This window comes from Pseudomonas sp. NY8896, from assembly GCF_039634505.1.
This window is the reverse complement of record NZ_CP132350.1, coordinates 4,511,274-4,532,119: the sequence shown is the minus strand read 5'-3', so window position 1 is coordinate 4,532,119 and position 20,846 is coordinate 4,511,274. Positions and strand designations below refer to the sequence as shown.

The 20,846-nt window shown below is 63.0% G+C and carries 18 protein-coding genes; 8 read left to right on the top strand and 10 right to left on the bottom strand.

The genetic code is table 11. The annotated features are described in order from the left end of the window. Positions 1–142: 142 nt before the first annotated feature. Complete coding sequence (metH, locus tag Q9451_RS20300) at positions 143–3,850, bottom strand: methionine synthase (protein WP_012271637.1); 3,708 nt, start codon at positions 3,848–3,850, stop codon at positions 143–145. A 183-nt stretch (positions 3,851–4,033) separates the two neighbouring features. On the opposite strand from metH, the gene Q9451_RS20295 reads away from it, so the two are divergent. From Q9451_RS20295 to Q9451_RS20275, 5 genes are all read left to right on the top strand, one after another. After that, positions 4,034–6,334 (top strand): fatty acid cis/trans isomerase, encoded by a 2,301-nt coding sequence (locus Q9451_RS20295; RefSeq protein WP_012271638.1) that lies wholly within the window; start codon positions 4,034–4,036, stop codon positions 6,332–6,334. Positions 6,335–6,441: 107 nt separating this feature from the next. Next, positions 6,442–7,476, top strand: coding sequence for an acyltransferase (locus Q9451_RS20290; RefSeq protein ID WP_012271639.1), 1,035 nt, complete (start codon positions 6,442–6,444; stop codon positions 7,474–7,476). Between the two features lie 58 nt (positions 7,477–7,534). Further along, positions 7,535–8,119, top strand: coding sequence for a Fe-S biogenesis protein NfuA (gene nfuA / locus Q9451_RS20285; protein ID WP_012271640.1), 585 nt, complete (start codon positions 7,535–7,537; stop codon positions 8,117–8,119). Positions 8,120–8,326: 207 nt separating this feature from the next. Next, positions 8,327–8,935, top strand: coding sequence for an SCO family protein (locus tag Q9451_RS20280; RefSeq protein WP_003250418.1), 609 nt, complete (start codon positions 8,327–8,329; stop codon positions 8,933–8,935). Beyond that, positions 8,936–9,418, top strand: coding sequence for a copper chaperone PCu(A)C (locus Q9451_RS20275; RefSeq protein WP_012271641.1), 483 nt, complete (start codon positions 8,936–8,938; stop codon positions 9,416–9,418). It begins immediately after the preceding gene. 47 nt (positions 9,419–9,465) lie between these two features. Here Q9451_RS20275 and Q9451_RS20270 read toward each other — a convergent pair whose 3' ends face one another. The 8 genes from Q9451_RS20270 to Q9451_RS20235 all read right to left on the bottom strand — a co-directional run bounded on the left by Q9451_RS20270 (position 9,466) and on the right by Q9451_RS20235 (position 15,083). Next, the gene (locus Q9451_RS20270) at positions 9,466–9,693 is read right to left on the bottom strand and encodes a hypothetical protein (RefSeq protein WP_012271642.1); all 228 of its coding nucleotides are present in this window, start codon (positions 9,691–9,693) and stop codon (positions 9,466–9,468) included. Between the two features lie 72 nt (positions 9,694–9,765). Then, positions 9,766–10,599, bottom strand: a complete 834-nt coding sequence (locus Q9451_RS20265; RefSeq protein WP_012271643.1) for an AraC family transcriptional regulator — start codon at positions 10,597–10,599, stop codon at positions 9,766–9,768. Beyond that, positions 10,596–10,910: an AzlD domain-containing protein gene (locus Q9451_RS20260; RefSeq protein ID WP_012271644.1), complete on the bottom strand. Its 315-nt coding sequence runs from the start codon at positions 10,908–10,910 to the stop codon at positions 10,596–10,598. The genes Q9451_RS20265 and Q9451_RS20260 overlap by 4 nt, the downstream gene beginning before the upstream one ends. Beyond that, on the bottom strand, positions 10,907–11,599 hold the full coding sequence (locus Q9451_RS20255) for an AzlC family ABC transporter permease (protein WP_012271645.1): 693 nt from the start codon (positions 11,597–11,599) through the stop codon (positions 10,907–10,909). Before Q9451_RS20255 ends, Q9451_RS20260 begins: the two co-directional genes overlap by 4 nt. Before the next feature lie 111 nt (positions 11,600–11,710). Beyond that, positions 11,711–12,406 (bottom strand): hypothetical protein, encoded by a 696-nt coding sequence (locus tag Q9451_RS20250; protein WP_041166456.1) that lies wholly within the window; start codon positions 12,404–12,406, stop codon positions 11,711–11,713. A 138-nt stretch (positions 12,407–12,544) separates the two neighbouring features. After that, positions 12,545–13,627, bottom strand: a complete 1,083-nt coding sequence (locus Q9451_RS20245; protein ID WP_012271647.1) for a hypothetical protein — start codon at positions 13,625–13,627, stop codon at positions 12,545–12,547. Positions 13,628–13,665: 38 nt separating this feature from the next. Then, positions 13,666–14,292, bottom strand: coding sequence for a LysE family translocator (locus Q9451_RS20240; protein WP_012271648.1), 627 nt, complete (start codon positions 14,290–14,292; stop codon positions 13,666–13,668). Between the two features lie 2 nt (positions 14,293–14,294). Continuing rightward, on the bottom strand, positions 14,295–15,083 hold the full coding sequence (locus Q9451_RS20235) for a YqcI/YcgG family protein (RefSeq protein WP_012271649.1): 789 nt from the start codon (positions 15,081–15,083) through the stop codon (positions 14,295–14,297). Between the two features lie 160 nt (positions 15,084–15,243). Here Q9451_RS20235 and Q9451_RS20230 point away from each other — a divergent pair, with 160 nt between their 5' ends. Continuing rightward, complete coding sequence (locus Q9451_RS20230; protein ID WP_012271650.1) at positions 15,244–16,164, top strand: LysR substrate-binding domain-containing protein; 921 nt, start codon at positions 15,244–15,246, stop codon at positions 16,162–16,164. Here Q9451_RS20230 and Q9451_RS20225 read toward each other — a convergent pair. Then, the gene (locus Q9451_RS20225; RefSeq protein WP_012271651.1) at positions 16,145–17,041 is read right to left on the bottom strand and encodes a LysR family transcriptional regulator; all 897 of its coding nucleotides are present in this window, start codon (positions 17,039–17,041) and stop codon (positions 16,145–16,147) included. The genes Q9451_RS20230 and Q9451_RS20225 overlap by 20 nt on opposite strands. Positions 17,042–17,160: 119 nt before the next feature. On the opposite strand from Q9451_RS20225, the gene Q9451_RS20220 reads away from it, so the two are divergent. Both Q9451_RS20220 and Q9451_RS20215 read left to right on the top strand, forming a co-directional pair. After that, positions 17,161–18,351 (top strand): MFS transporter, encoded by a 1,191-nt coding sequence (locus Q9451_RS20220; protein ID WP_012271652.1) that lies wholly within the window; start codon positions 17,161–17,163, stop codon positions 18,349–18,351. A 66-nt stretch (positions 18,352–18,417) separates the two neighbouring features. Continuing rightward, a complete protein-coding gene (locus Q9451_RS20215; RefSeq protein WP_012271653.1) occupies positions 18,418–20,778 on the top strand; it encodes a DNA polymerase II in 2,361 nt (786 codons plus the stop codon). Positions 20,779–20,846: the final 68 nt, after the last annotated feature.

The following is a 20,846-nucleotide window of genomic DNA, read 5'->3' as shown; positions in this document are numbered from 1 at the left end:
AGGGACAGTGTAGGCAATGAAAAAGGAACTGCCTGGACTGGCCTCTTCGCGGGCAAGCCCGCTCCTACAAGTACTGCACACGTTTCAAAAACGGTGCGGCCCCTGTGGGAGCGGGCTTGCCCGCGAAGAGGCCAGCGCGGCCTTAGCTGTCGTACCCGAGGTTTGGCGCCAACCAGCGCTCGCTGACGCTTACATCCTGGCCTTTGCGCGCGCTGTAGCGCTCGATCTGGTCCTTGTCAACCTTGCCCACGGCAAAATACTGCGCCTGTGGGTGGGCGAAGTACCAGCCGCTGACCGCCGCTGCGGGGAACATCGCGAAGTGTTCGGTGAGGAACACGCCGCTTGGCCCGGTTTCACCAATGGCAGTGCCATCGAGCAAACGGAACAAGGTCTCCTTCTCGGTGTGGTCCGGGCAGGCCGGGTAGCCCGGGGCAGGCCGGATACCGCTGTACTGTTCCTTGATCAGCGCCTCGTTGTCCAGGTGCTCGTCGCGGGCATAACCCCAGTGCTCTTTACGTACCTGCTCGTGCAGCCACTCGGCACAGGCTTCGGCCAGGCGGTCGGCCAGGGCCTTGACCATGATCGAGCTGTAGTCGTCGCCCTTGTCCTGGTAGGCCTTGGCCACTTCCTCGGCACCGATGCCGGCGGTGGTGATGAAGCCACCCACATAGTCGGTGACGCCGCTGGCTTTTGGCGCGACGAAGTCGGCCAGCGACCAGTTGGGCTTGCCGTCCGGCTTGATGGTCTGCTGGCGCAGGTGGTGCAGGGTGGCCAGCGTCTGGCCGTCCTCGCCGTACACTTCGATGTCGTCATCGGCCACCTGGTTGGCCGGCCAGAAGCCGAACACCGCGCGGGCGCTGATCAGCTTCTCGTCGATCAGCTTGTCGAGCATCTCGCGGGCATCCTGGTAAAGCGCGGTGGCCGCCTCGCCGACCACTTCGTCGGTGAGGATACGCGGGAACTTGCCGGCCAGGTCCCAGGAAATGAAGAACGGGGTCCAGTCGATGTATTCAGCCAGGGTGCGCAAGTCGATGTTTTCCAGCACCTTGACGCCGGTGAAGGTGGGCTCTACCGGCTGGTAGCCGGCCCAGTCGTACTGCGGTTTGGCGGCGATGGCCTGGGTGTAGCTGAGGCGTTCGGTGCGGGCGCTGCGGTTGGCGGTGCGCTCGCGCACGTCCACGTATTCCAGGCGGGTTTTTTCGACGAAGCCCGGCTTGAGCTCTTTGGACAGCAGTTGGGTCGCCACGCCGACCGCGCGCGAGGCGTCGGTGACGTAGATGACCGCGTCGTTGCTGTACTTGGGCTCGATCTTCACCGCAGTGTGCGCCTTGGAGGTGGTGGCGCCGCCAATCATCAGCGGTAGCTCGAAGCCCTGGCGCTGCATTTCGCGGGCGACATGGACCATTTCGTCCAGCGACGGGGTGATCAGGCCAGACAAACCGATGATGTCGCACTTCTCGTCGCGAGCGGTTTGCAGAATCTTCTCGGCCGGCACCATCACGCCAAGGTCGACGATGTCGTAGCCGTTGCAGCCCAGCACCACGCCGACGATGTTCTTGCCGATGTCGTGCACGTCGCCTTTGACCGTGGCCATCAGAATCTTGCCCTTGGCTTCGGGCTTGTCGCCTTTTTCGGCCTCGATGAACGGGATCAGGTGCGCCACCGCCTGCTTCATCACGCGAGCTGACTTGACCACTTGGGGCAGGAACATCTTGCCTGCGCCGAACAGGTCGCCGACCACGTTCATGCCGCTCATCAGCGGGCCTTCGATGACCTCGATCGGGCGTGCGCATTGCTGGCGGCACTCCTCGGTGTCCTCGACGATGTGCGCGGTGATGCCCTTGACCAAGGCATGCTCCAGGCGTTTGTCGACCGGCAGCGAACGCCAGGCTTCGTTCTCGACTTCCTTGGTGGCGCCGCCGCCTTTGTAGTCGTCGGCGATGGCCAGCAGTGCATCGGTGCCTTCCGGCGTGCGGTTAAGCACCACGTCCTCGACTTTTTCGCGCAGCTCGGCCGGGATCTCGTCGTAGATCTCCAATTGGCCGGCGTTGACGATACCCATGGTCAGGCCGTTGCGGATGGCGTGGAACAAGAACACCGAGTGAATCGCCTCGCGCACCGGGTTGTTGCCGCGGAACGAGAACGACACGTTGGACACCCCGCCCGAGCTCAGCGCATGAGGCAGGTGGTCACGGATGTAGGCACAGGCCTCGATGAAGTCGACGGCATAGTTGTTGTGCTCTTCGATACCGGTGGCGACGGCGAAGATGTTCGGGTCGAAGATGATGTCTTCCGGCGGGAAGCCCACTTCGTTGACCAGGATGTCGTAGCTGCGCTTGCAGATTTCCTTCTTGCGCGCAGCGGTGTCGGCCTGGCCGACCTCGTCGAATGCCATCACCACCACGGCAGCGCCGTAGCGCTTGCACAGGCGTGCGTGGTGCTTGAACTGCTCGACACCTTCCTTCATGGAAATGGAGTTGACGATGCCCTTGCCCTGGATGCACTTGAGGCCCGCTTCGATCACGTCCCACTTGGAGGAGTCGATCATGATCGGTACGCGCGAGATATCCGGCTCGCCAGCGATCATGTTGAGGAAGCGGACCATGGCGGCCTGGGAATCGAGCATCCCTTCGTCCATGTTGATGTCGATCACCTGGGCGCCGGCTTCGACCTGCTGCAGGGCGACTTCCAGGGCTTCGGTGTAGTTCTCTTCTCGGATCAGCCGGGCGAACTTGGCGGAGCCGGTGATGTTGGTGCGCTCGCCCACGTTGACGAACAACGACTGGCGGTCGATGGTGAACGGTTCCAGGCCCGACAGGCGGCAGGCCTTGGCGATTTCCGGGATCTCGCGCGGCTTGTACTTGGCCACGGCTTCGGCGATGGCCTGGATGTGCCCCGGGGTGGTGCCGCAGCAACCGCCGATGATGTTGAGGAAGCCGCTGGCGGCGAATTCTTCGACGACTTCGGCCATCTCGGCCGGGGTTTCGTCGTATTCACCAAAGGCGTTGGGCAGGCCGGCGTTGGGGTGGGCGGATACATGGGTATCGGCTTTGGTCGACAGTTCTTCCAGGTACGGGCGCAGGTCCTTGGCGCCGAGGGCGCAGTTCAGGCCCACGGAAATCGGCTTGGCGTGGCGCACCGAGTTCCAGAATGCTTCGGTGGTCTGGCCCGAAAGGGTACGGCCGGAGGCGTCGGTGATGGTGCCGGAGATCATGATCGGCAGTTCGACGTTGTCGTCTTCGAACACTTGCTGCACGGCGAAGATCGCCGCCTTGGCGTTGAGGGTGTCGAAGATGGTTTCGATCAGGATCAGGTCGGCGCCGCCCTCGATCAGGCCACGGGTGGCCTCGATGTAGTTTTCTACCAGTTCGTCGAAGGTGACGTTGCGGTAGCCGGGGTCGTTGACGTCCGGGGAAATCGAGCAGGTGCGGCTGGTGGGGCCAAGCACGCCGGCGACGAAGCGCGGCTTGTTTGGCGTCTCCAGGGTCTTGGCATCGGCCACCTGGCGCGCGATGCGCGCACCTTCTACGTTCAGCTCGTAAACCAGCGATTCCATGCCGTAGTCGGCCTGGGAAATCTGCGTGGCGTTGAAGGTGTTGGTTTCGAGAATATCGGCGCCGGCATCCAGGTAGGCTTTCTCGATGGCGGCGATCACGTCCGGGCGGCTGAGCAGCAACAGGTCGTTGTTACCTTTGACATCGCTTGGCCAATCGGCGAAACGCGTGCCACGATAGTCGTGTTCCTCGAGACGGTAGCTTTGGATCATAGTACCCATGCCGCCGTCGAGGATCAGGATGCGCTCTTTGAGGGCGTTCTGGAGTGCTTGGAGACGAGCGCTGCGGTCGGACATAGGAACTACCTGGTCGGGCAAATATCAGAAGGTGCGGAATCATAACAAACCTGCGCGGTTTTTAGGCGCATCGCCCATTTGCATGAAAAGTGCTCATGTTGGGCGGGTGTCGGTAACGCAGAGCACCCAAGGACGACCAGGCAACAAATCGTGATGGCTTTCAAGAACCAGGACTTTCCGCACATGGTGCATCGTATCCTTGCCGGCGCCTTCGCCCTGCTCATCAGCGGCGCGGTGTTCGGGCAAGCCCCCCAGTCGAGCCCGGCTATTTCCTACACCCGGGACATTCAACCGATCTTCACCGAGAAGTGCGTGGCCTGCCACGCCTGCAACGACGCCGCTTGCCAGCTGAAGCTGGAAAGCCCCGAAGGCGCGGTGCGCGGGGCCAGCAAGGTGCCGGTGTACCAAGGCGAGCGCAGCAAGGCGGTGCCCCCCACCCGGCTGTTCTATGACGCCCACAGCGAAGAGCAATGGCGCAAGAAGGGCTTCTACTCGGTGCTCGACAACCAGGGCAGCCAGGCCGCGCTGATGGCGCGCATGCTGGAGCTGGGTCACAAGACCCCGCTCACGCCCAACGCCAAGCTGCCCGAGGAGATCGTCCTGGGCCTGAGCCGCAACAACATGTGCCCGTTGCCCCATGAGTTCGACGCCTATGCCGGCGCCCACCCCAAGGAGGGCATGCCGCTGGCGGTAACCGGGCTGACCGACAAGGAATACGACACCATGCGCCGATGGCTGGCGGCCGGTGCGCCAGTGGAGTACCAGCCGATCCAGCCGAGCGCTGCCGAAGCCAGGCAGATCAGCGATTGGGAAGAACTGCTCAACCGCCCCGGTTCCACCGAGGCGCTGGTTGGCCGCTGGCTATACGAGCACCTGTTCCTGGCGCACATCTATTTCGTTGGCGGCGAGCAGGGCCACTTCTTCCAGTGGGTGCGCTCGCGCACGCCAAGTGGCAAGCCCGTCGACATCATTGCGACCCGTCGCCCCAACGACCCGCCGGGCACCGACTTCTACTACCGGCTGATCCCGGTACAGGGCGTGATCGTGCACAAAACGCACATCACCTACCCGATGGGGCCGCAGAAGCTCAAGCGGGTGAAGCAGTTGTTCTACGCCGGTGACTGGCATGCCGCCGCGCTGCCAGGCTACGGCCCGCGCCACCGGGCCAACCCGTTCGAAACCTTCGAGGCGATCCCGGCGGTGGCGCGCTACCAGTTCATGCTGGATAACGCCGAATACTTCGTGCGCACCTTCATCCGTGGCCCGGTGTGCCGCGGGCAGATTGCCACCGACGTGATCCGCGACAATTTCTGGGCGCTGTTCCAAGAGCCGGCCTTTGATCGCTACATCACCGATGCCAAGTACCGGGGCGAGGCTACGCCATTGCTGGCCATGCCGGGGCAGATCGATGATGTGGGCAGTGTGCTGAGCCTGTGGCACGCCTACCGCGACAAGCGCAACGAGTACGAGAAACTGCGCCGTGAAGCCTATGCCGACATGCCAGCACCCGGTTGGTCGACCTTGTGGGCCGGTAACGACAACGCGTTGCTGAGCATCTTCCGCCACTTCGACAGCGCCTCGGTGACCAAGGGCCTGATCGGTGATGTGCCGCTGACCGTGTGGCTGTTCGACTACCCGTTGTTCGAGCGCACTTATTATCAGTTGGCGGTCAACTTCGATGTGTACGGCAACGTTTCTCACCAGTTGCAGACACGCCTGTACTTCGACCTGATCCGCAACGGCGCCGAGGTCAACTTCCTGCGCCTGATGCCTGCCGACCAGCGCAAGGCGATCCTCGGCGACTGGTACCAGAACAGCGGCAAGGTGAAGATGTGGATGGATTACGAGGACATCGACACCGATACCCCGAGCGGTATCAAGCTTGATGCGCACAACCCCAAGCGTGACTTTGGCCTGAAGCTGCTGCAGCGCACCGGCAGCCTGAATGCCGCGCCGGACCCGATCAACCGCTGCCAGGGTGCGTTCTGCTCGCGGGCGCAGGTGAGCGAGGAGTTCCGCAATGCCGAGCAGTCGCTCAGCCGCCTGGTGTCGCGCCCGGCTGCCGGGCTGAAGGTGATCAACCAGTTGCCCGAGGCGACCATGTTGCGCATCGAAGGGCAGGGCGGGCAGCGCCAGGTTTACAGCCTGCTGCGCAACCGCGCGCATAGCAATGTGGCGTTCCTGTTGGGCGAGGCGTACCGCTACCAGCCAGGGCTGGACACGCTGACCCTGTACCCTGGGGTGCTCAGCAGCTACCCGAACTTCATCTTCAATATCCCGACCAAGGATGTGCCGGAGTTCGTCGAGGATATGGAATATGCAAAAGATGATGCGGCGAAGTTCGAGCGCATTGTCATGCGCTGGGGCGTGCGCCGCAGTCACCCCGAGTTCTGGCGCTATTTCCATGACTTGAACAGCTTCATCAAGGAGACCGAACCGGTCGAAGCCGGGGTACTGGACATGAACCGCTATGAGAACCTCTGATCGGGTCAGCTGATCTTTCCGAATACCCTGCGGTCGGAATCGGTGGGTGGTCCGGGGCTGCTATGCAGCCCGTAGGCCTCAATGCACCGGCAATCGCAGGGTATTTCATGCTGTATTCGCTTCAGGCACTGCGGGCGTTCGCCGCCTGGGTGGTGGTCTGCCACCATTTCATGCAGATCTTCTTCGACTTCCATGCCACAGGCCCCATCGGCCAACTGCTCACCGACCGTGGCGCCATAGGCGTCGACATCTTCTTCGTCATCAGCGGGCTGGTCATCTACCTGTCGACCCGCGACAAATCCATCGAGCCGCGCCAGTTCCTGCTCAATCGGGTTATGCGTATCGTCCCTGCCTACTGGTTCTACACAGCACTGATGGCCATGTTGCTGCTGGCCTTCAGCCAATGGATGCCACATCAGGAATTCGCCTGGCATCACCTGTTCCTGTCGCTGCTGTTCATCCCGGCGGAAAACCCCGGGGGTTATGGCCTGTACCCGACCCTGAACGTGGGCTGGACGCTGAACTTCGAGATGTTCTTCTACCTGCTGTTCGGCCTGGCGTTCCTGGTGCGGCAACGGCACCACCTGCTGCTGGTGAGCGCTGCACTGTTGCTGGTCAGCGAGGTGCTGGGCCGTGTGGGTGTGCTCAGCCATTTCTACAACAACGACATCATCTACGAGTTCCTGCTCGGCATTGGCCTGGGTGTGCTTCATCGCCGTGGCCTGATTCGCCAAGGGCGGTGGCTGCCGCTGGTGGTGCTGGGGGTGGCAGGCCTGGCCATCTATCACCTGGATGCGTCACAGCGGTTGCTGCACTGGGGCCTGCCAAGCGCGATGATCGTGCTGGCTTTCATTGCCTTGGAGCCCGTGTTCCAGGGCAACCGGTTGCTCAAGGCGCTGGGCGACTGTTCGTACTCGGTGTACCTGGTCCATGTACTGGTGCTGTACGCCGGCTGGTTCGCCAGCCAGCGCCTGCATTTGAACCCGTACCTGGTGTTCGCCCTGTGCGTGCCGTCCATTGGACTAATGTCGTGGTTCAGCTACCAGTGGCTGGAGCGCGGCCTGTACCGGCGCATGCAAGCCTGGCTGGCGGCGCCACGGGAGCGGGCGCCTGAATATGCGCTTTCCCGAGTCAAATACTAGGACTTTGTTCGAAGGCTGGGTTGGCGTACACTTGGCGGCAAGTCTGTGAGGAACCTACATGAGCGCTATAACCATTACCGACGCCGCCCATGACTACCTGGCCGATCTGCTTTCCAAGCAGAATACGCCTGGCATCGGCATTCGCATTTTCATCACCCAGCCGGGCACCCAGTACGCAGAGACGTGCATTGCCTACTGCAAGCCGGGCGAAGAGAAGCCTGACGACACCGCCGTGGGTCTGAAGAGCTTCACTGCTTACCTGGACGCAGTCAGCGTGCCATTCCTGGAAGACGCGCTGGTCGACTACGCCACCGATCGCATGGGTGGTCAGCTGACCATCAAGGCGCCGAACGCCAAGGTGCCGATGGTCAACGAAGACAGCCCGATCAACGAGCGCATCAACTATTACCTGCAGACCGAGATCAACCCCGGCCTGGCCAGCCATGGCGGCCAGGTGAGCCTGGTGGACGTGGTTGACGACGGCATTGCCGTGCTGCAATTCGGTGGTGGCTGCCAGGGCTGTGGCCAGGCCGACGTCACCCTGAAAGAAGGCATCGAACGCACCTTGCTCGAGCGTATTCCGGAGCTCAAAGGCGTACGTGACGTGACTGACCACACGCAGAAAGAGAACGCCTACTACTAAGGCTTACGCGCCTGCGGGGCGGCTCTCTTAGCAACAAAGTGTTACGGTTTCAACCCCTGCGACAACAGGCCGCAGCCCGTATTCAAAGGGCTGCGGGCCATCAGCGCCTTGGTCGGGTAGAACCCCTCTGGGTGTCATGCCAGAATGCCCCGGTTTTTCGACCGGCCCGTCCCGAGGGCCGGCACCTTCCCTGTAAAGGATGGTTTCATGAATGATCTTTTGACCCGGCGTGCGGTTGTCGCCGGCATGGGCGTTCTCGGGCTTGGTCTGCTCGCAGGCTGCAGCCCGGCCCGGGGGCTCGAGTTCAAGTACGGCAAGAACATGAGCAACGAAATCCTTGGGCGCAAGTTCAGCCTCAAAGACCCGCAAGGTAACGTGCGCACCCTGTCGAGCTTCTACGGCAGCATGCCGATGGTGTTCTTCGGCTTCACCCAGTGCCCGGCTGTCTGCCCGACCACGCTGGCGCGTGCGGCACAAATCCGCAAGTTGCTGCGCGGCCGTGATCGCGACCTGTTCCAGGTGGTGTTCATCACCCTGGACCCTGAGCGCGACACCCCCGAGGTGCTCGATGCCTATGTCAAGGCCTTCGACCCTACGTTCACCGCGCTGACCGGCACCCCCGAAGAAATCGCCGCGGTGGCCAAGGAATTCAAGGTGTTTTACGAAAAGGTCCCGGCCGGGGACACCTACACCATCTCTCATTCGTCCACCAGCTACGTCTACGATACACGTGGCACCCTGCGCCTGAGCCTGGGCCATTCCCTGAACGCCAAGGAATGCGCCGAAGACCTGGTCACCCTGATGGAGATCTGCTGAATGTCGATGCAACCGATCAAACGCGGCCTGGCTGCCCTGGCACTGATGGGCCTGGCCTTGCCGGCACTGGCCCAGACCACCGTGAGCGATGCCTGGGTCCGCGCCAGCGTGCCGCACCAGCAGTCCACCGGTGCTTTCATGACCCTGACCGCCAGCAGCGACAGCAAGCTGGTGAGCGTAGCATCGCCCGTGGCCAAGACCGTGCAGGTGCACGAGATGACCATGAACGGCGACGTGATGGGCATGCGTGAGGTCAAGGCCGTCGAACTGCCGGCCGGCAAGGCAGTGACCCTGGACCCGAATGGCCTGCATGTGATGCTGATGGGCCTGAACAATCAGGTGAAGGAAGGCGAAAAAGTACCGCTGACCCTGACCATCGAAGATGCCAAGGGTGGCAAGGAAACCCTGGACGTACAGGCTGAGGTGCGTGCGCTCAACGCCGAGGCGGGCGGTGGGCATGATCACATGCACATGAAGCACTGACAGATCAAAGGGCCGCGTTCAGCGGCCCTTTTTTTTAGCTGCGCCTTTCAGCTACGAAAGCGTGGCAGCGGCCTGTCGAGGGTCAGCGAGGTCAAGGTCTTGCGGACCTGGGCTTCGTCGGCCTCCAGGGCCTTGAGACTGGCGCGGATCTTGCCGGCAGCGGGCACATCGCCCTGCCGGTCGATCCAGTCGGCAATCTCCTTGCAGGCACTGCTCAGGCAGGCTTGGCGCTGGTTCATCAATGACAGCAGGGTGGTGAGATCTCTTTCAGACATGGCAGGATCCTCCATTCAGCCTTGTCAGTGTAGCAGCGGCTGGCCGGCTTGCCTGAGGCTGGATGTCGCAGCTCAGCCTTGCAGGCAAGCGCTGCGATAGGCCCCGGGTGTCACCCCGTATGCCTGCTTGAATTGCCGGCTCAAATGGCTCTGGTCGGCAAACCCCAGGTCGAACGCCACCTGCGAAGCAGCAAAGCCGCACTTCAACATTTCCCGCGCGCGGGCCAGGCGCCGCTGCTTCAGCCAGGCGTGCGGCGGCAGGCCGGTGGCCTGGCGAAACACCCGGGCGAAATGGAACGGCGACAGGTTGACCGCCGCCGCCAGCGCTTCGAGCGAGGGTGGGTCGGCCAGTTGGCTTTCCAGCAGTTCGCGGGCGCGGGCCACGGCCAGTGGCTCGTGGCCGGGGGCAGAGGGTTCAGCGCATTGCCCGTGTCGTTGCACCAAGGCCAGCACCGCCTGACGCCAGGCGGTCTGCTGTTGCAGGGCACTGGCGCCAGTTTCGGACAGCTGATGCAGCTGGCTGAAGGCGATCGCCAGGGCCGCGTCATGGATCACGCTGTCCTTGAAGCTCGGCATGCCATGGCGGCCCAGCTCCAATTCGTCGAGCACGCCCGTGACCCGCGCGTGCTCGGGGTAGAAGCCGCGGTAGCGCCACCCCGCTTCGTGGGCTGTGGCGCCGGTATGCAGCTCGTCGGGGTTGATCAGCACCATGCTGCCGACCGGCGCCAAGTGCTCGCTGCCACGGTGCCAGAAACGCTGGGCGCCGGACTCGATCACGGTGAACACATAGCCTTCGTGCACATGCGGGGCAAAGCGCTGCTGGAAATAGCGCGCGTGCAGCATCTCGACGTCGCCCAGGGCCGGCGCCTGCCAGAGGTGTGTCTGCTCGCGCAGGGGCGTGTTCATGCCAGCCAGCTGCGCAGGAGGAAGAAGATCAACATGCTCACCAGCATGCTGAGCAATACGCTGCGGGTCAATAACACCAGGGCGATGGCCACCAGTGAGCCCAGCAGGTAGGGGTTGGTCAGGCTCAGGTTGAGCTGGTGCTCGGGCATGAAAATGATCGGGCCGCAAATGGCGGTGAGCATACCCGGCACGGCAAAACCGAGGAACTGCCGGGCATTGGAGCTCAGGCGCAAGGGCAGGCGCGGCTCCAGGAATGCATAGCGGTTGAGGAACACGATGGCGCCCATGGCGAAAATCAGGATCCAGGTCATGCGCGGGCTCCGGTGAATTTCTGACAGATGAACCCGGCGCTCATGCCCAGCAGGCCTGCGGCGACCAGGGCGGTTTCCCAATGCCAGTAGCTGAACAGCACCGAGCAGAACAGCGACACGGCGACGCACACCACCGTGGCCAGGTTGCGCACCAGCGGTGCGATCAGGGCGACGAAGGTGGCGACGATGGAGAAATCCAGGCCGAACTGGTCCAGGTGGGGAATGCTCTGGCCCAGCAGGATGCCGGCCAGGGTGAACAGGTTCCAGGCGATGTAGAAGGTCAGGCCCACCCCAAGGGCATACCAGCGGTTGAACTGCTGCTGGTCGTACTGGCTGGTCAGGGCGAAGAACTCGTCGGTCAGCAGAAAGCCCAGGCCCAAGCGCCAGCGCAGCGGCTGGCTGGACAGTACCGGGCGCATCGACAGGCCATACAGCAGGTGCTGAGAGGTCAGCAGCAGGGTGGTGAGCAGGATCGACGCCAGGTTCGCGCCGCCCTTGAGCATGCCGATAGCCACCAGTTGCGCGGCACCAGCGAAGACGATGGCCGACAGCCCTTGCCCCTGCCAGGCGCTGAGGTTGGCCTCGATGGCCATGGAACCGGCCAGCAGGCCCCAGGGGGCGACGGCCAGGGACAACGGGAGAATGGCGATGGCGCCGTGGAGAAAAGCTTGGCGAGCGATGTGGGGCATGATGGCTGCAATGCTGTACTTGGCAGGCCAGCATGCCAGACGGAGCAGGGGATGGCTTGAACGATCTTGCTGGTCGACGCGGCTTCTACAAGGATCGCGGCCGGCCGAGGGCTATGGGTGGCTGGTCAGGTGCTGTTGCGCCGTCACGCAGCCGTTGATGTCCACGGCCTTCTGCAACAGGCTCAGGCGGTGCTGTGGGTCGAGGTCGCCAAGCAGGCGGTACACCTCGGCCTGGTAGTCGCGCTGGCGCCCCCACAGCATTTCCAGGCCTTGTGGCCGGCTGCGGTTGCAGGCCAGGCGGGTGGCCGGTTGCGGGTAGTAGGGGGCGTACACGGTGGCCATGTTGGGGATGGCCTCCAGTGCTGCGCGGTATTCGTTACTGGCGTTGTAGGGCCGGCACCAGGTGGCGATGGCTGGCGCGGGTGCGGCAAAACCCTGCTGGAGGCTGGCCTCGAGCAACGGGCAGGCGGCATCTGCAATTTGCGCGGCGGGCAGGTAGGTCATGTAGTACAGCGCCAGGCGGTACTGCGCGACCGGGTGGCCCAGCTCCACCGACTTTTTCAGCAGGGCGACCGCTGTCGGCAAGGTGTGGGCCATGGCCTGGCCCTGGCGGCTAAGCTCGGGGTCGTCGCCCACGGCGGTCCGCAGCGTGCTGGCACCGTCATCCTGGTTGTCGGCTTGCTCCAGCAGGGGTAAGGCCTGGCGGTAGAGCAGGTCGGCATGAGGGTCGATGTGCACTTCCAGCGCGTGCCCAGCCAGCGGTAACAGCGCGATCAACAGCGGGGGCAAGCGACGCATGCGGCTCACAGGCGAACCCCAGGGGCGGCCAGACAAGGATGGACGGCTTCGATGTTCATGGCGGTCAAGCGTACGCCTCAGGCAAATCGGAACGACGGCATATTCTAGCCACCCAAGGGGGCTGGCCGGAAGACCACTCGGCATCTGTCAGACGAGCTTGATTGGCGTAACCTTGCGCTGGGCGTGTTTTTCCTGGGCCAAGCCAAGCTTGGCGGTGATTACCTTGGCCAGTGCGTTGTTGCCCAGATCGTTCAGGTGCAGGCGATCGATGAACAGGTCTGCGCCGAACACGGGCGAGCTGTTGAGCATGCAGTTCATGTCGTAGCAGGGCACCGGGTCGGCCTGGCTCTTGATGCGGCGGAAAAACGCCGAGTGCAGTTGGCTGTCGAAGGCGCCTTCCAGCAGCCGGTCGAAGTTTGCCGGTTGTTGCTGCAGCGCGGCCAGCATGGCCTGCTCGCCAGCGGGCAGGGTATCCCGGCACCAGGGGAGTAACGGTTGCAGGATGAAAGTGAGGGTGGCGTGGCTGTCTGCCAGCAGCCGGTCCCATTGGCGCAAGGTACGGCCAATGTTGTCGGCGGCACGGGCCAGGCGCTTTTCCGGGGGCGACAGCGGCCAGCTGACCGGGGCTGCGACCGCAGGCGTGGCCAAGGCCTGGCCAATGCGCCGCCACAGCGACTGCCGACGCAACGGTGCGGTGGCCTGCATGCCTTCGCTGAAACTGTTGAGAAAGGCCTGGTAGGCCTTGGCGTGTTGTGGATCGTTGGGGCTGGCGAGAACTTCGCACAGGGCTTCGTGGGCCAGGCTGTTGAGGCCGCTGAGCACCACCACGTGGCCGAGCTGGCCAAGGCGGTGCTGGTGGGTCAGGAACATCAGCAGCTCCTGGCTGGCATTGAGCCCGCAGCCAGCCAGGCTCAGCCAGACTTCGCCGGTGAGCATCGACAGGTGCGAAGCCACCGTGTGTTCGTCGGAACTGGCGCCAATGCCCAGCGCCGTGGAGCCACCGACCAGCAGGTTGATGCGCGAAGCACCGCCGCGCTCGGCCGGCGAAAAGCGCTTGCCGGCGCAATGGCTGTAGCGCAGGCCGAGTGCGTCGGTGTTGATGGTGCCGGAGCGGTAGCCGGTTTCGTGCACATGCACGGTGTGTGGGGCACGCCGACTGCCCAGCAGCAGAAAACGCTGGTAGTCCTGCTGCAACGGCGAAGGAGACGGGCTCGTGTCAGTCGCGGTCATGCTCTCTCCTCCGGTTGTTCGGGTGCTGCGTTTCACGTTCAGGCCGCCAGCTCCTTGAGGTTGTACAGCAGGCCACCGGCGGCGATCAGCAGCAGGGCGACGCCCGAGGCCAGGCTGATGACGCGGTTGCTGCGCTGCGAGGCGATCTTGCCGATGGCGAAAATGTACAGGCTGAGCACGGCGAAATCGATGGCCACCCACAGCAATGACAGCACCACCATGCTCTTGCCGAACGACTCGGTGATCTGGATGAACTGGGGGAAGAAAGCGATGAAGAAAATGATGTCCTTGGGGTTGGAAATACCCACCATGAAACCTTGTAGCAGCCCGCCACGCCCGGCCTTTGGGGCCTCGCTCGCCGCTTCCTGGGTTGGTGACTGCAGGGCGTCCCTCAGCGTGCCCACGGCGATGTAGCCAATGAACAGGCAGCCCAGCAGGCTCATGGTACTGAGCCATGCCTTGTCGATGGCGGCGCTGGTGAGGATGATCCAGGCGGCGGCGCCGATCAGCACCAGTGACGCCCAGTTGGTGCCGACAGCGGTGAACATGGCCTTGCGTGAGCCGGAAGCAGCGGCCGTGTTGACGATCAGTGCCACCACCGGCCCGGGGGTGGCGATAAGGAGCAGGACGGTGAGGGCATAAGTGGCGGTGAGTGCGGTATTCACGGTCAGTTCTCGATCAGTATGTCGGGTGTCGCCAGGTGTGCGGCATGGGCGTGGAACGGGCAGCGCGCTGGATTGAGCGAGCCTGCCTCCTGCAGTTGATACTGCTTCCACTCGTAGTTGTCGGCGTCGCCGAAAGCGCCAAGGGTGTCGGGGACGACGCCGTCGTTGTAATGGTGCACGCGCTCACGAATGCGCTCGCGGATTCGCTTGCCACTCTCGGTATTGGCGTTGGCCACTTCGTCGAAGTTCGCCCGTGGGTTGATGACGAACGTGACGTGCTGGCCGAGGTTGCGGCTTTTCATTTGCTGATGGCCGGGGAAGTTCATGTTGATGAACAGCGGCATGCCGGCATAGCAGAACGACCAGCCCGAATCGTCAGGGTCGGTTGGAATGCCCTGTGGCCAAGGGTGTGGGTCGCGTGCATGCACCCCGCGCAGCACCTTCCAGGCCAACGCTTGCTGCTCGGCGAGGTTGCTGCCGGCTGGCGTTTCGAGAAACACCACCAAAGGGCTGCCGATGCGCTGCTTGGCGGTGATTTGTGTGACGGTGCGCACATAGTCGGCCAGGCCCTGCGCGATGTCATCGGCGAGTTGCTCGGCGCGGGCGAACAGAATGTGACAGGTTTCGCCGTTTACCGCCTTGCGGCCGAACAAGCAGGGGAATTCGGGGTTGGCGAGAACACTGCGAAAGTGTTCTATGGTTTTGTACGTCCAGTGTTGCATGTTAGGACCATGTTCCGCGGCTAGCTCTAGCGCATCCAGGCGATAGCAATTTCCATATCCCGTAAACATGATTTCCCCAGGCGTTGATTTAAGTGAACGTTCCAGTCACATGCAGGCAGGATCTTGGTTATGTTTGTTATTTACCTGCATTTTCCGAGACGCTTCTGACGTTGTAAAACGCGTGGAACTATGACCTACTATTAGTCTCACTCATGCTCGGGACGTCGCCATGTCGGAACGGATTCAGGCCTTGCACGCGCTGCGTGCCTTCGAGGTGGCCTCTCGCTATGGCTCCTTCACCCGTGCAGCTGAAGAGCTGGCCCTGACCCAGGGTGCGGTCAGCCACCACATCAAGACGCTCGAAGCCATGTTCGGCTGTGACCTGTTCGAACGTCGCGGCCCTAAACTGAGCCTGACCGAGCACGGCCGCCTGCTGGCGCAAGAGCTGAAAGTGGGTTTCAAGATCATCGAAAATGCCTGCGCGTTGCTGCGCCAGGACCGCTATGGCTTGCGCCTCAAGGCCCCATCCACGCTCACCGTGCGCTGGCTGCTGCGGGCGCTGGATGCGTTCAAGAAAATCGAGGACAACTGCAGTGTGCAGCTGTCCAGCGTGTGGATGGACATCGACAGCGTGGACTTCTATTCCGAGCCCTACGACTGCGCCATTCTTCTGGCCAATGGGCGCTTTCCCGCCGATATCGAGAGCTTCAAGCTGTTCGATGAATGGCTGATTCCGGTATGCCACCCCAATTACATGGCGCAGGCACAACCGCAACTGTCCGACCTGACCCGATGCGAGTTCCTGCACCCATCCCCCGACCGCCGTGACTGGCGGCGTTGGTTGGCGCGCATGGATGCGCTGGACATCAGCATTGACCAGGGGCAGGTGTTCGATACCCTCGACCAGGGCATTTCGGCCGCTCAGCAGGGCCTGGGCATTTCAGTGGTCGACCTGGTGCTGGCCAGTGCCGACCTGGCGGCCGGGCGCTTGGTCACACCATTCAAGCATGCGGTGGCCACGGGCGACGGTTATTACATGACCTGGCTCAAGGCCAGCCCAAAAGCGCGGCAGATGCACAAGCTGCGCGACTTCCTGCTCGGCCAGGTAGCGCCGCTGGCCTACAAGGACATCAACTACCTGTACGGTTGAACACCCGCTCGAGCATGAAATCGATGAACACCCGCAGCTTCGGCGGCATATGCCGCCCGGACGGCCACAGCAGGTAGAAGCTGCCGCGCTGTTCCATGAAATCGTCGAGTACGCTGACCAGCGAACCGTTGCCCAGTTCACGGCCTACGGTGAAGTCCGGCAGGCAGGTGATGCCGCGGTGGTTCACGGCAAAGCAGACGCGTGTCTCGACATGGTTGCAAACCATCGAAATGGGGATGTCGTAGGCGTGCTCGGGGTGCTCCTGGCGCAGCGGCCAGGTTTCCAGTTTGCCGTTGCTGGGGAAGCGGTAGTGCAGGCAGGTGTGCGTGGCCAGCTCGCGTGGGTGCAGGGGTGTGCCGCGTTCGCGCAGGTAGTCGGGCGAGGCCACCAGGCGGTGCTGGAAGTGCCCCAGGAACTTGGCATTGAGCCGTGAATCCACCGGCTGCCCGCCGCGCATGACCACATCGAAGCCTTCGCCGACGATATCCACCATACGGTCGGAGAAGTCCAGGTCCAGTTCCACTTGCGGGTACAGCGCCATGAACTCGGCCAGTGCCGGCATCACCAGCCCGGTCACCTGCGGCATGCTCACCCGCAGGCGCCCGCGCGGGGTTTCGCTGGCTTGCGACAGTTCCTGCTCGGTCGCCTCGATTTCGGCGAGGATGCGCCGGCTGCGGTCAAGGAACAACGTGCCCTCGGCGGTGAGGGTGATGCTGCGTGTGCTACGGTGGAACAGGCGTACGCCCAAGCGGTTTTCCAGGCGCGCCACGCGCTTGCCGACTGCCGAGGCACTGATCCCCAGTGACTGGCCCGCGGCGACAAAGCTGCGGGTTTCGGCCACTCGATTGAAGACCACGAAGCCGCTGAGGCTGTCCATGCTGCATACCTTATTGCGGACATTGGTGTCCTGGGTGAGTGGCATTGTAACCGTCTTTTTCCGTAATGCGTGGGTCTTGCAGACTGTTCCTCTCGTTTTCCTACGCAAGGCAAAAGCACATGTCCCAAACACCTTCCGCATCGTTGCTGGCAACCAGTAACGAACGCTTGCCGCTCAGCGGGCTGCTGGCGCTGGCCATGACCGGCTTCATCGCCATCCTCAGCGAAACCCTGCCGGCCGGCCTGCTCGACCAGATCGCCGAGGGTATGCACATCAGCCAGGCCATGGCCGGGCAATGGGTGACGGCCTATGCCCTGGGCTCGTTGCTGACCGCCATTCCACTGGTGACCTTGACCCAAGGCTGGTATCGGCGCCGGGCGTTGTTGCTGGCGATCGTCGGTTTCGTACTGTTCAACGGGCTGACGGCCGTGTCGAATTCCAACAGCCTGGCCTTGGTGCTGCGCTTTTTTACCGGCGCTGCAGCCGGGCTGGCTTGGGGTTTGATCGCCGGTCACGCGCGGCGCATGGTGCCGGTGGCACAGCAGGGGCGGGCCATGGCTTTGGCCATGCTCGGCCAGCCGATTGCCCTGTCGCTTGGCTTGCCGATTGCCACCTGGCTAGGTGCGGGGCTGGGCTGGCGCGCGACGTTCGTGGTGGTCACGCTGGTGGCGTTGCTGTTGGTGGTGTGGGTATTGCGGTCGGTGCCGGACTACCCTGGGCACACCGCCGGCAAGCGTCCAGCGGCCATGCAGGTGCTGCGCACACCGGGGGTGATGCTCGTGCTGCTGGTGATCCTCAGCTGGATCCTTGGCCATAACATTCTCTACACCTATATCGTGCCACTACTGGCGGCGGCTGGCATGGCGACGGACATTGGCCCTGTGTTGATGGTGTTTGGCCTGTCGGCCCTGGCCGGGATTGGCCTGGTGGGGTTGCTGGTCGACCGGCATCTGCGCACGCTGGTGCTATTGAGCCTGGCGGGTTTTGCCCTGGCTACGTTGGCTTTGGGGCAGGCGTCGTCGTGGCTGATGTACCTGAGCATCGCTTTGTGGGGCGTGACCTACGGCGGTGCGCCGACTCTGTTGCAGACCGCTTGCGCCGATGCGGCGGGCGAAGGCGGGGATGTGGCGCAGTCGATGCTGGTGACGGTGTGGAACAGCGCCATTGCCCTGGGCGGGATCATTGGCGGCTTGCTGTTGAGCGGCCCAGGAGTGGAAGGGTTTGGCGCGGTGGTACTGGGCCTGATCGCGCTGGCCTGGCTGTTGAGCTGGGCCGGGCGGCGCAGCGGGTTTGTGCCAGGAAGGCGCTAAAACACTCACCCCAGGCACGACAGAGGTAGAATCATCTCATCTACAGATGATTCAGAGGTCGACGCAGTGGAGTTGCAGCAGGGCTTTGTCCTGACCCGGCATTGGCATGACACGCCCGAAGGCACTTGCGTGGAGTTCTGGCTGGCCACCGATCAGGGGCCGCGGCAGCTGCGCCTGGCGCCCCAGGAGTCGGTGGCGTTCATCCCCCAGGCGCAGGCTGAGCATGCCCGTGTTCTGCTGTCCAAGGAGCCTGGCGTTCAGCTCAAGCCGCTGCGGCTGAAGGACTTCGACCAGCGCCCGGTGCTTGGCCTGTATTGCCGCCAACACCGGCAACTGATGCAGCTGGAGCAACGCCTGCGCAGCGCGGGTATCGAGGTGTACGAGGCCGATATCCGCCCGCCCGAGCGCTATCTGATGGAGCGCTTCATCACCGCCCCTGTGCAGTTCACCGGTCAGCCGAATGCCCAGGGCGTTTATTGCGACGCCCAGCTCAAGCCTTTGCCCGGCTATCGCCCACCGCTGCGTCTGGTGTCGCTGGATATCGAGACCAGCGAACGGGGAGAGTTGTACAGCATTGCCCTGGAAGGGTGTGGCCAGCGTCAGGTGTACATGCTTGGCCCGGCCAACGGCGACGCTGATGGCGTCGACTTCGCTCTGCACTATTGCGATGACCGTGCCGCGTTGCTCGACTGCCTCAACCAATGGATGGCCACGCACGATCCGGATGCGATCATCGGCTGGAACCTGATCCAGTTCGACCTGCGCCTTTTGCATGAACACGCCAAACTGTTGCAGGTACCGCTGGCATTAGGCCGCAACGGTGCCCCCATGACCTTGCGCAGCCACGCCGGGGGCGGCCATGTATTCGCCGACGCACCGGGGCGGCTGTTGATCGATGGCATCGAAGCACTGCGCTCGGCGACCTGGAGCTTTCCGTCGTTCAGCCTGGAAAGTGTTGCGCAGACCCTGCTCGGAGAAGGCAAGGCCATCGACACGCCGTACCAGCGCATGGATGAAATCAACCGCCGTTTCGCCGAAGACAAACCGGCACTGGCACGCTACAACCTCAAGGACTGCGAGCTGGTCACCCGCATCTTCGCCCATACCCGCCTGCTCGAGTTCCTGCTGGAGCGTGCTTCGGTCACCGGGCTGGCGGTAGACCGCAGCGGTGGTTCGGTGGCCGCTTTCTGTCACCTGTACATCCCGCAGATGCACCGTTTGGGCTTTGTCGCCCCCAACCTCGGCAGCCGCCCCGATGAAGCCAGCCCCGGTGGCTTTGTCATGGATTCGCGTCCAGGCCTGTACGACTCGGTGCTGGTGCTGGACTACAAGAGCCTCTACCCGTCGATCATCCGTACTTTTCTGATCGACCCGGTTGGGCTGGTCGAGGGGCTGCGCTTGCCCGACGATGAGCATTCGGTGGAGGGCTTTCGCGGTGGGCGTTTCTCGCGCAGCCAGCATTGCCTGCCGGCCATTGTCGAGCGTGTCTGGCAGGGCCGGGAAGCGGCCAAGCGTGAGGGCAATGCGCCGCTGTCGCAGGCACTGAAGATCATCATGAATGCCTTTTATGGGGTGTTGGGGTCGAGCGGTTGCCGTTTCTTCGACCCGCGCCTGGCCTCGTCGATCACCATGCGCGGTCACCAGATCATGCGCCAGACTCGCACGCTGATCGAGGCCAGGGGTTATGAGGTCATCTATGGTGACACCGACTCCACCTTCGTCTGGCTCAAAGGTGCCCATGACGAAGCAGCCGCGGCGCAGATCGGCCGCGAACTGGTGGCTCAGGTCAACCAGTGGTGGCGTGAGCACCTGCGCCAGCAGATGAACCTGCAAAGCGCGCTGGAGCTGCAGTTCGAGGTGCATTATCGGCGGTTTCTGATGCCTACCATTCGTGGTGCCGATGAGGGTAGCAAGAAGCGTTATGCCGGCTTGGTGCAGCGTGCCGACGGCAGCGAGGATGTGGTCTACAAGGGCCTGGAGTCGGTGCGCACCGACTGGTCGCCACTGGCGCAGCAGTTTCAACAGGCGCTGTTTGGGCGAATCTTTCGCGGCCAGCCGTACCGCGACTATGTGCGCCTTTACGTGCAGCAGACCCTGGCGGGCGAACTGGACGACCTGCTGGTGTATCGCAAGCGCCTGCGCCGGCCGCTGGCTGACTACCAGCGCAACGTGCCACCTCATGTGCGTGCCGCACGCCAGGCCGATGAGTACAACAGCAGCCTCGGCCGCCCCCGTCAGTACCAGCGCGGTGGCTGGATCAGTTACGTCATTACCACCGCCGGCCCCGAGCCGATGGAGAACCTGCAATCGCCGATCGACTACGAACACTACCTCAGCCGGCAGTTGCAGCCGGTGGCCGATGCCATCCTGCCGTTCGTTGGCGATGACTTCGCCACCTTGACCGGTCGCCAGTTACAACTGTTCTGACCGCAGGCGTTAGTTATCTAGCGCCCGACGTAAAGCATGCTGCTTAGCCTTGCCTCTTTTCATGAAGA

Coding starts and splice junctions, on each gene's coding strand:
- metH (WP_012271637.1), bottom strand. CDS start 3,850: ATGTCCGACCGCAGCGCTCGTCTCCAAGCACTCCAGAACGCCCTCAAA.
- Q9451_RS20295 (WP_012271638.1), top strand. CDS start 4,034: ATGGTGCATCGTATCCTTGCCGGCGCCTTCGCCCTGCTCATCAGCGGC.
- Q9451_RS20290 (WP_012271639.1), top strand. CDS start 6,442: ATGCTGTATTCGCTTCAGGCACTGCGGGCGTTCGCCGCCTGGGTGGTG.
- nfuA (WP_012271640.1), top strand. CDS start 7,535: ATGAGCGCTATAACCATTACCGACGCCGCCCATGACTACCTGGCCGAT.
- Q9451_RS20280 (WP_003250418.1), top strand. CDS start 8,327: ATGAATGATCTTTTGACCCGGCGTGCGGTTGTCGCCGGCATGGGCGTT.
- Q9451_RS20275 (WP_012271641.1), top strand. CDS start 8,936: ATGTCGATGCAACCGATCAAACGCGGCCTGGCTGCCCTGGCACTGATG.
- Q9451_RS20270 (WP_012271642.1), bottom strand. CDS start 9,693: ATGTCTGAAAGAGATCTCACCACCCTGCTGTCATTGATGAACCAGCGC.
- Q9451_RS20265 (WP_012271643.1), bottom strand. CDS start 10,599: ATGAACACGCCCCTGCGCGAGCAGACACACCTCTGGCAGGCGCCGGCC.
- Q9451_RS20260 (WP_012271644.1), bottom strand. CDS start 10,910: ATGACCTGGATCCTGATTTTCGCCATGGGCGCCATCGTGTTCCTCAAC.
- Q9451_RS20255 (WP_012271645.1), bottom strand. CDS start 11,599: ATGCCCCACATCGCTCGCCAAGCTTTTCTCCACGGCGCCATCGCCATT.
- Q9451_RS20245 (WP_012271647.1), bottom strand. CDS start 13,627: ATGACCGCGACTGACACGAGCCCGTCTCCTTCGCCGTTGCAGCAGGAC.
- Q9451_RS20235 (WP_012271649.1), bottom strand. CDS start 15,083: ATGTTTACGGGATATGGAAATTGCTATCGCCTGGATGCGCTAGAGCTA.
- Q9451_RS20230 (WP_012271650.1), top strand. CDS start 15,244: ATGTCGGAACGGATTCAGGCCTTGCACGCGCTGCGTGCCTTCGAGGTG.
- Q9451_RS20225 (WP_012271651.1), bottom strand. CDS start 17,041: ATGGACAGCCTCAGCGGCTTCGTGGTCTTCAATCGAGTGGCCGAAACC.
- Q9451_RS20220 (WP_012271652.1), top strand. CDS start 17,161: ATGTCCCAAACACCTTCCGCATCGTTGCTGGCAACCAGTAACGAACGC.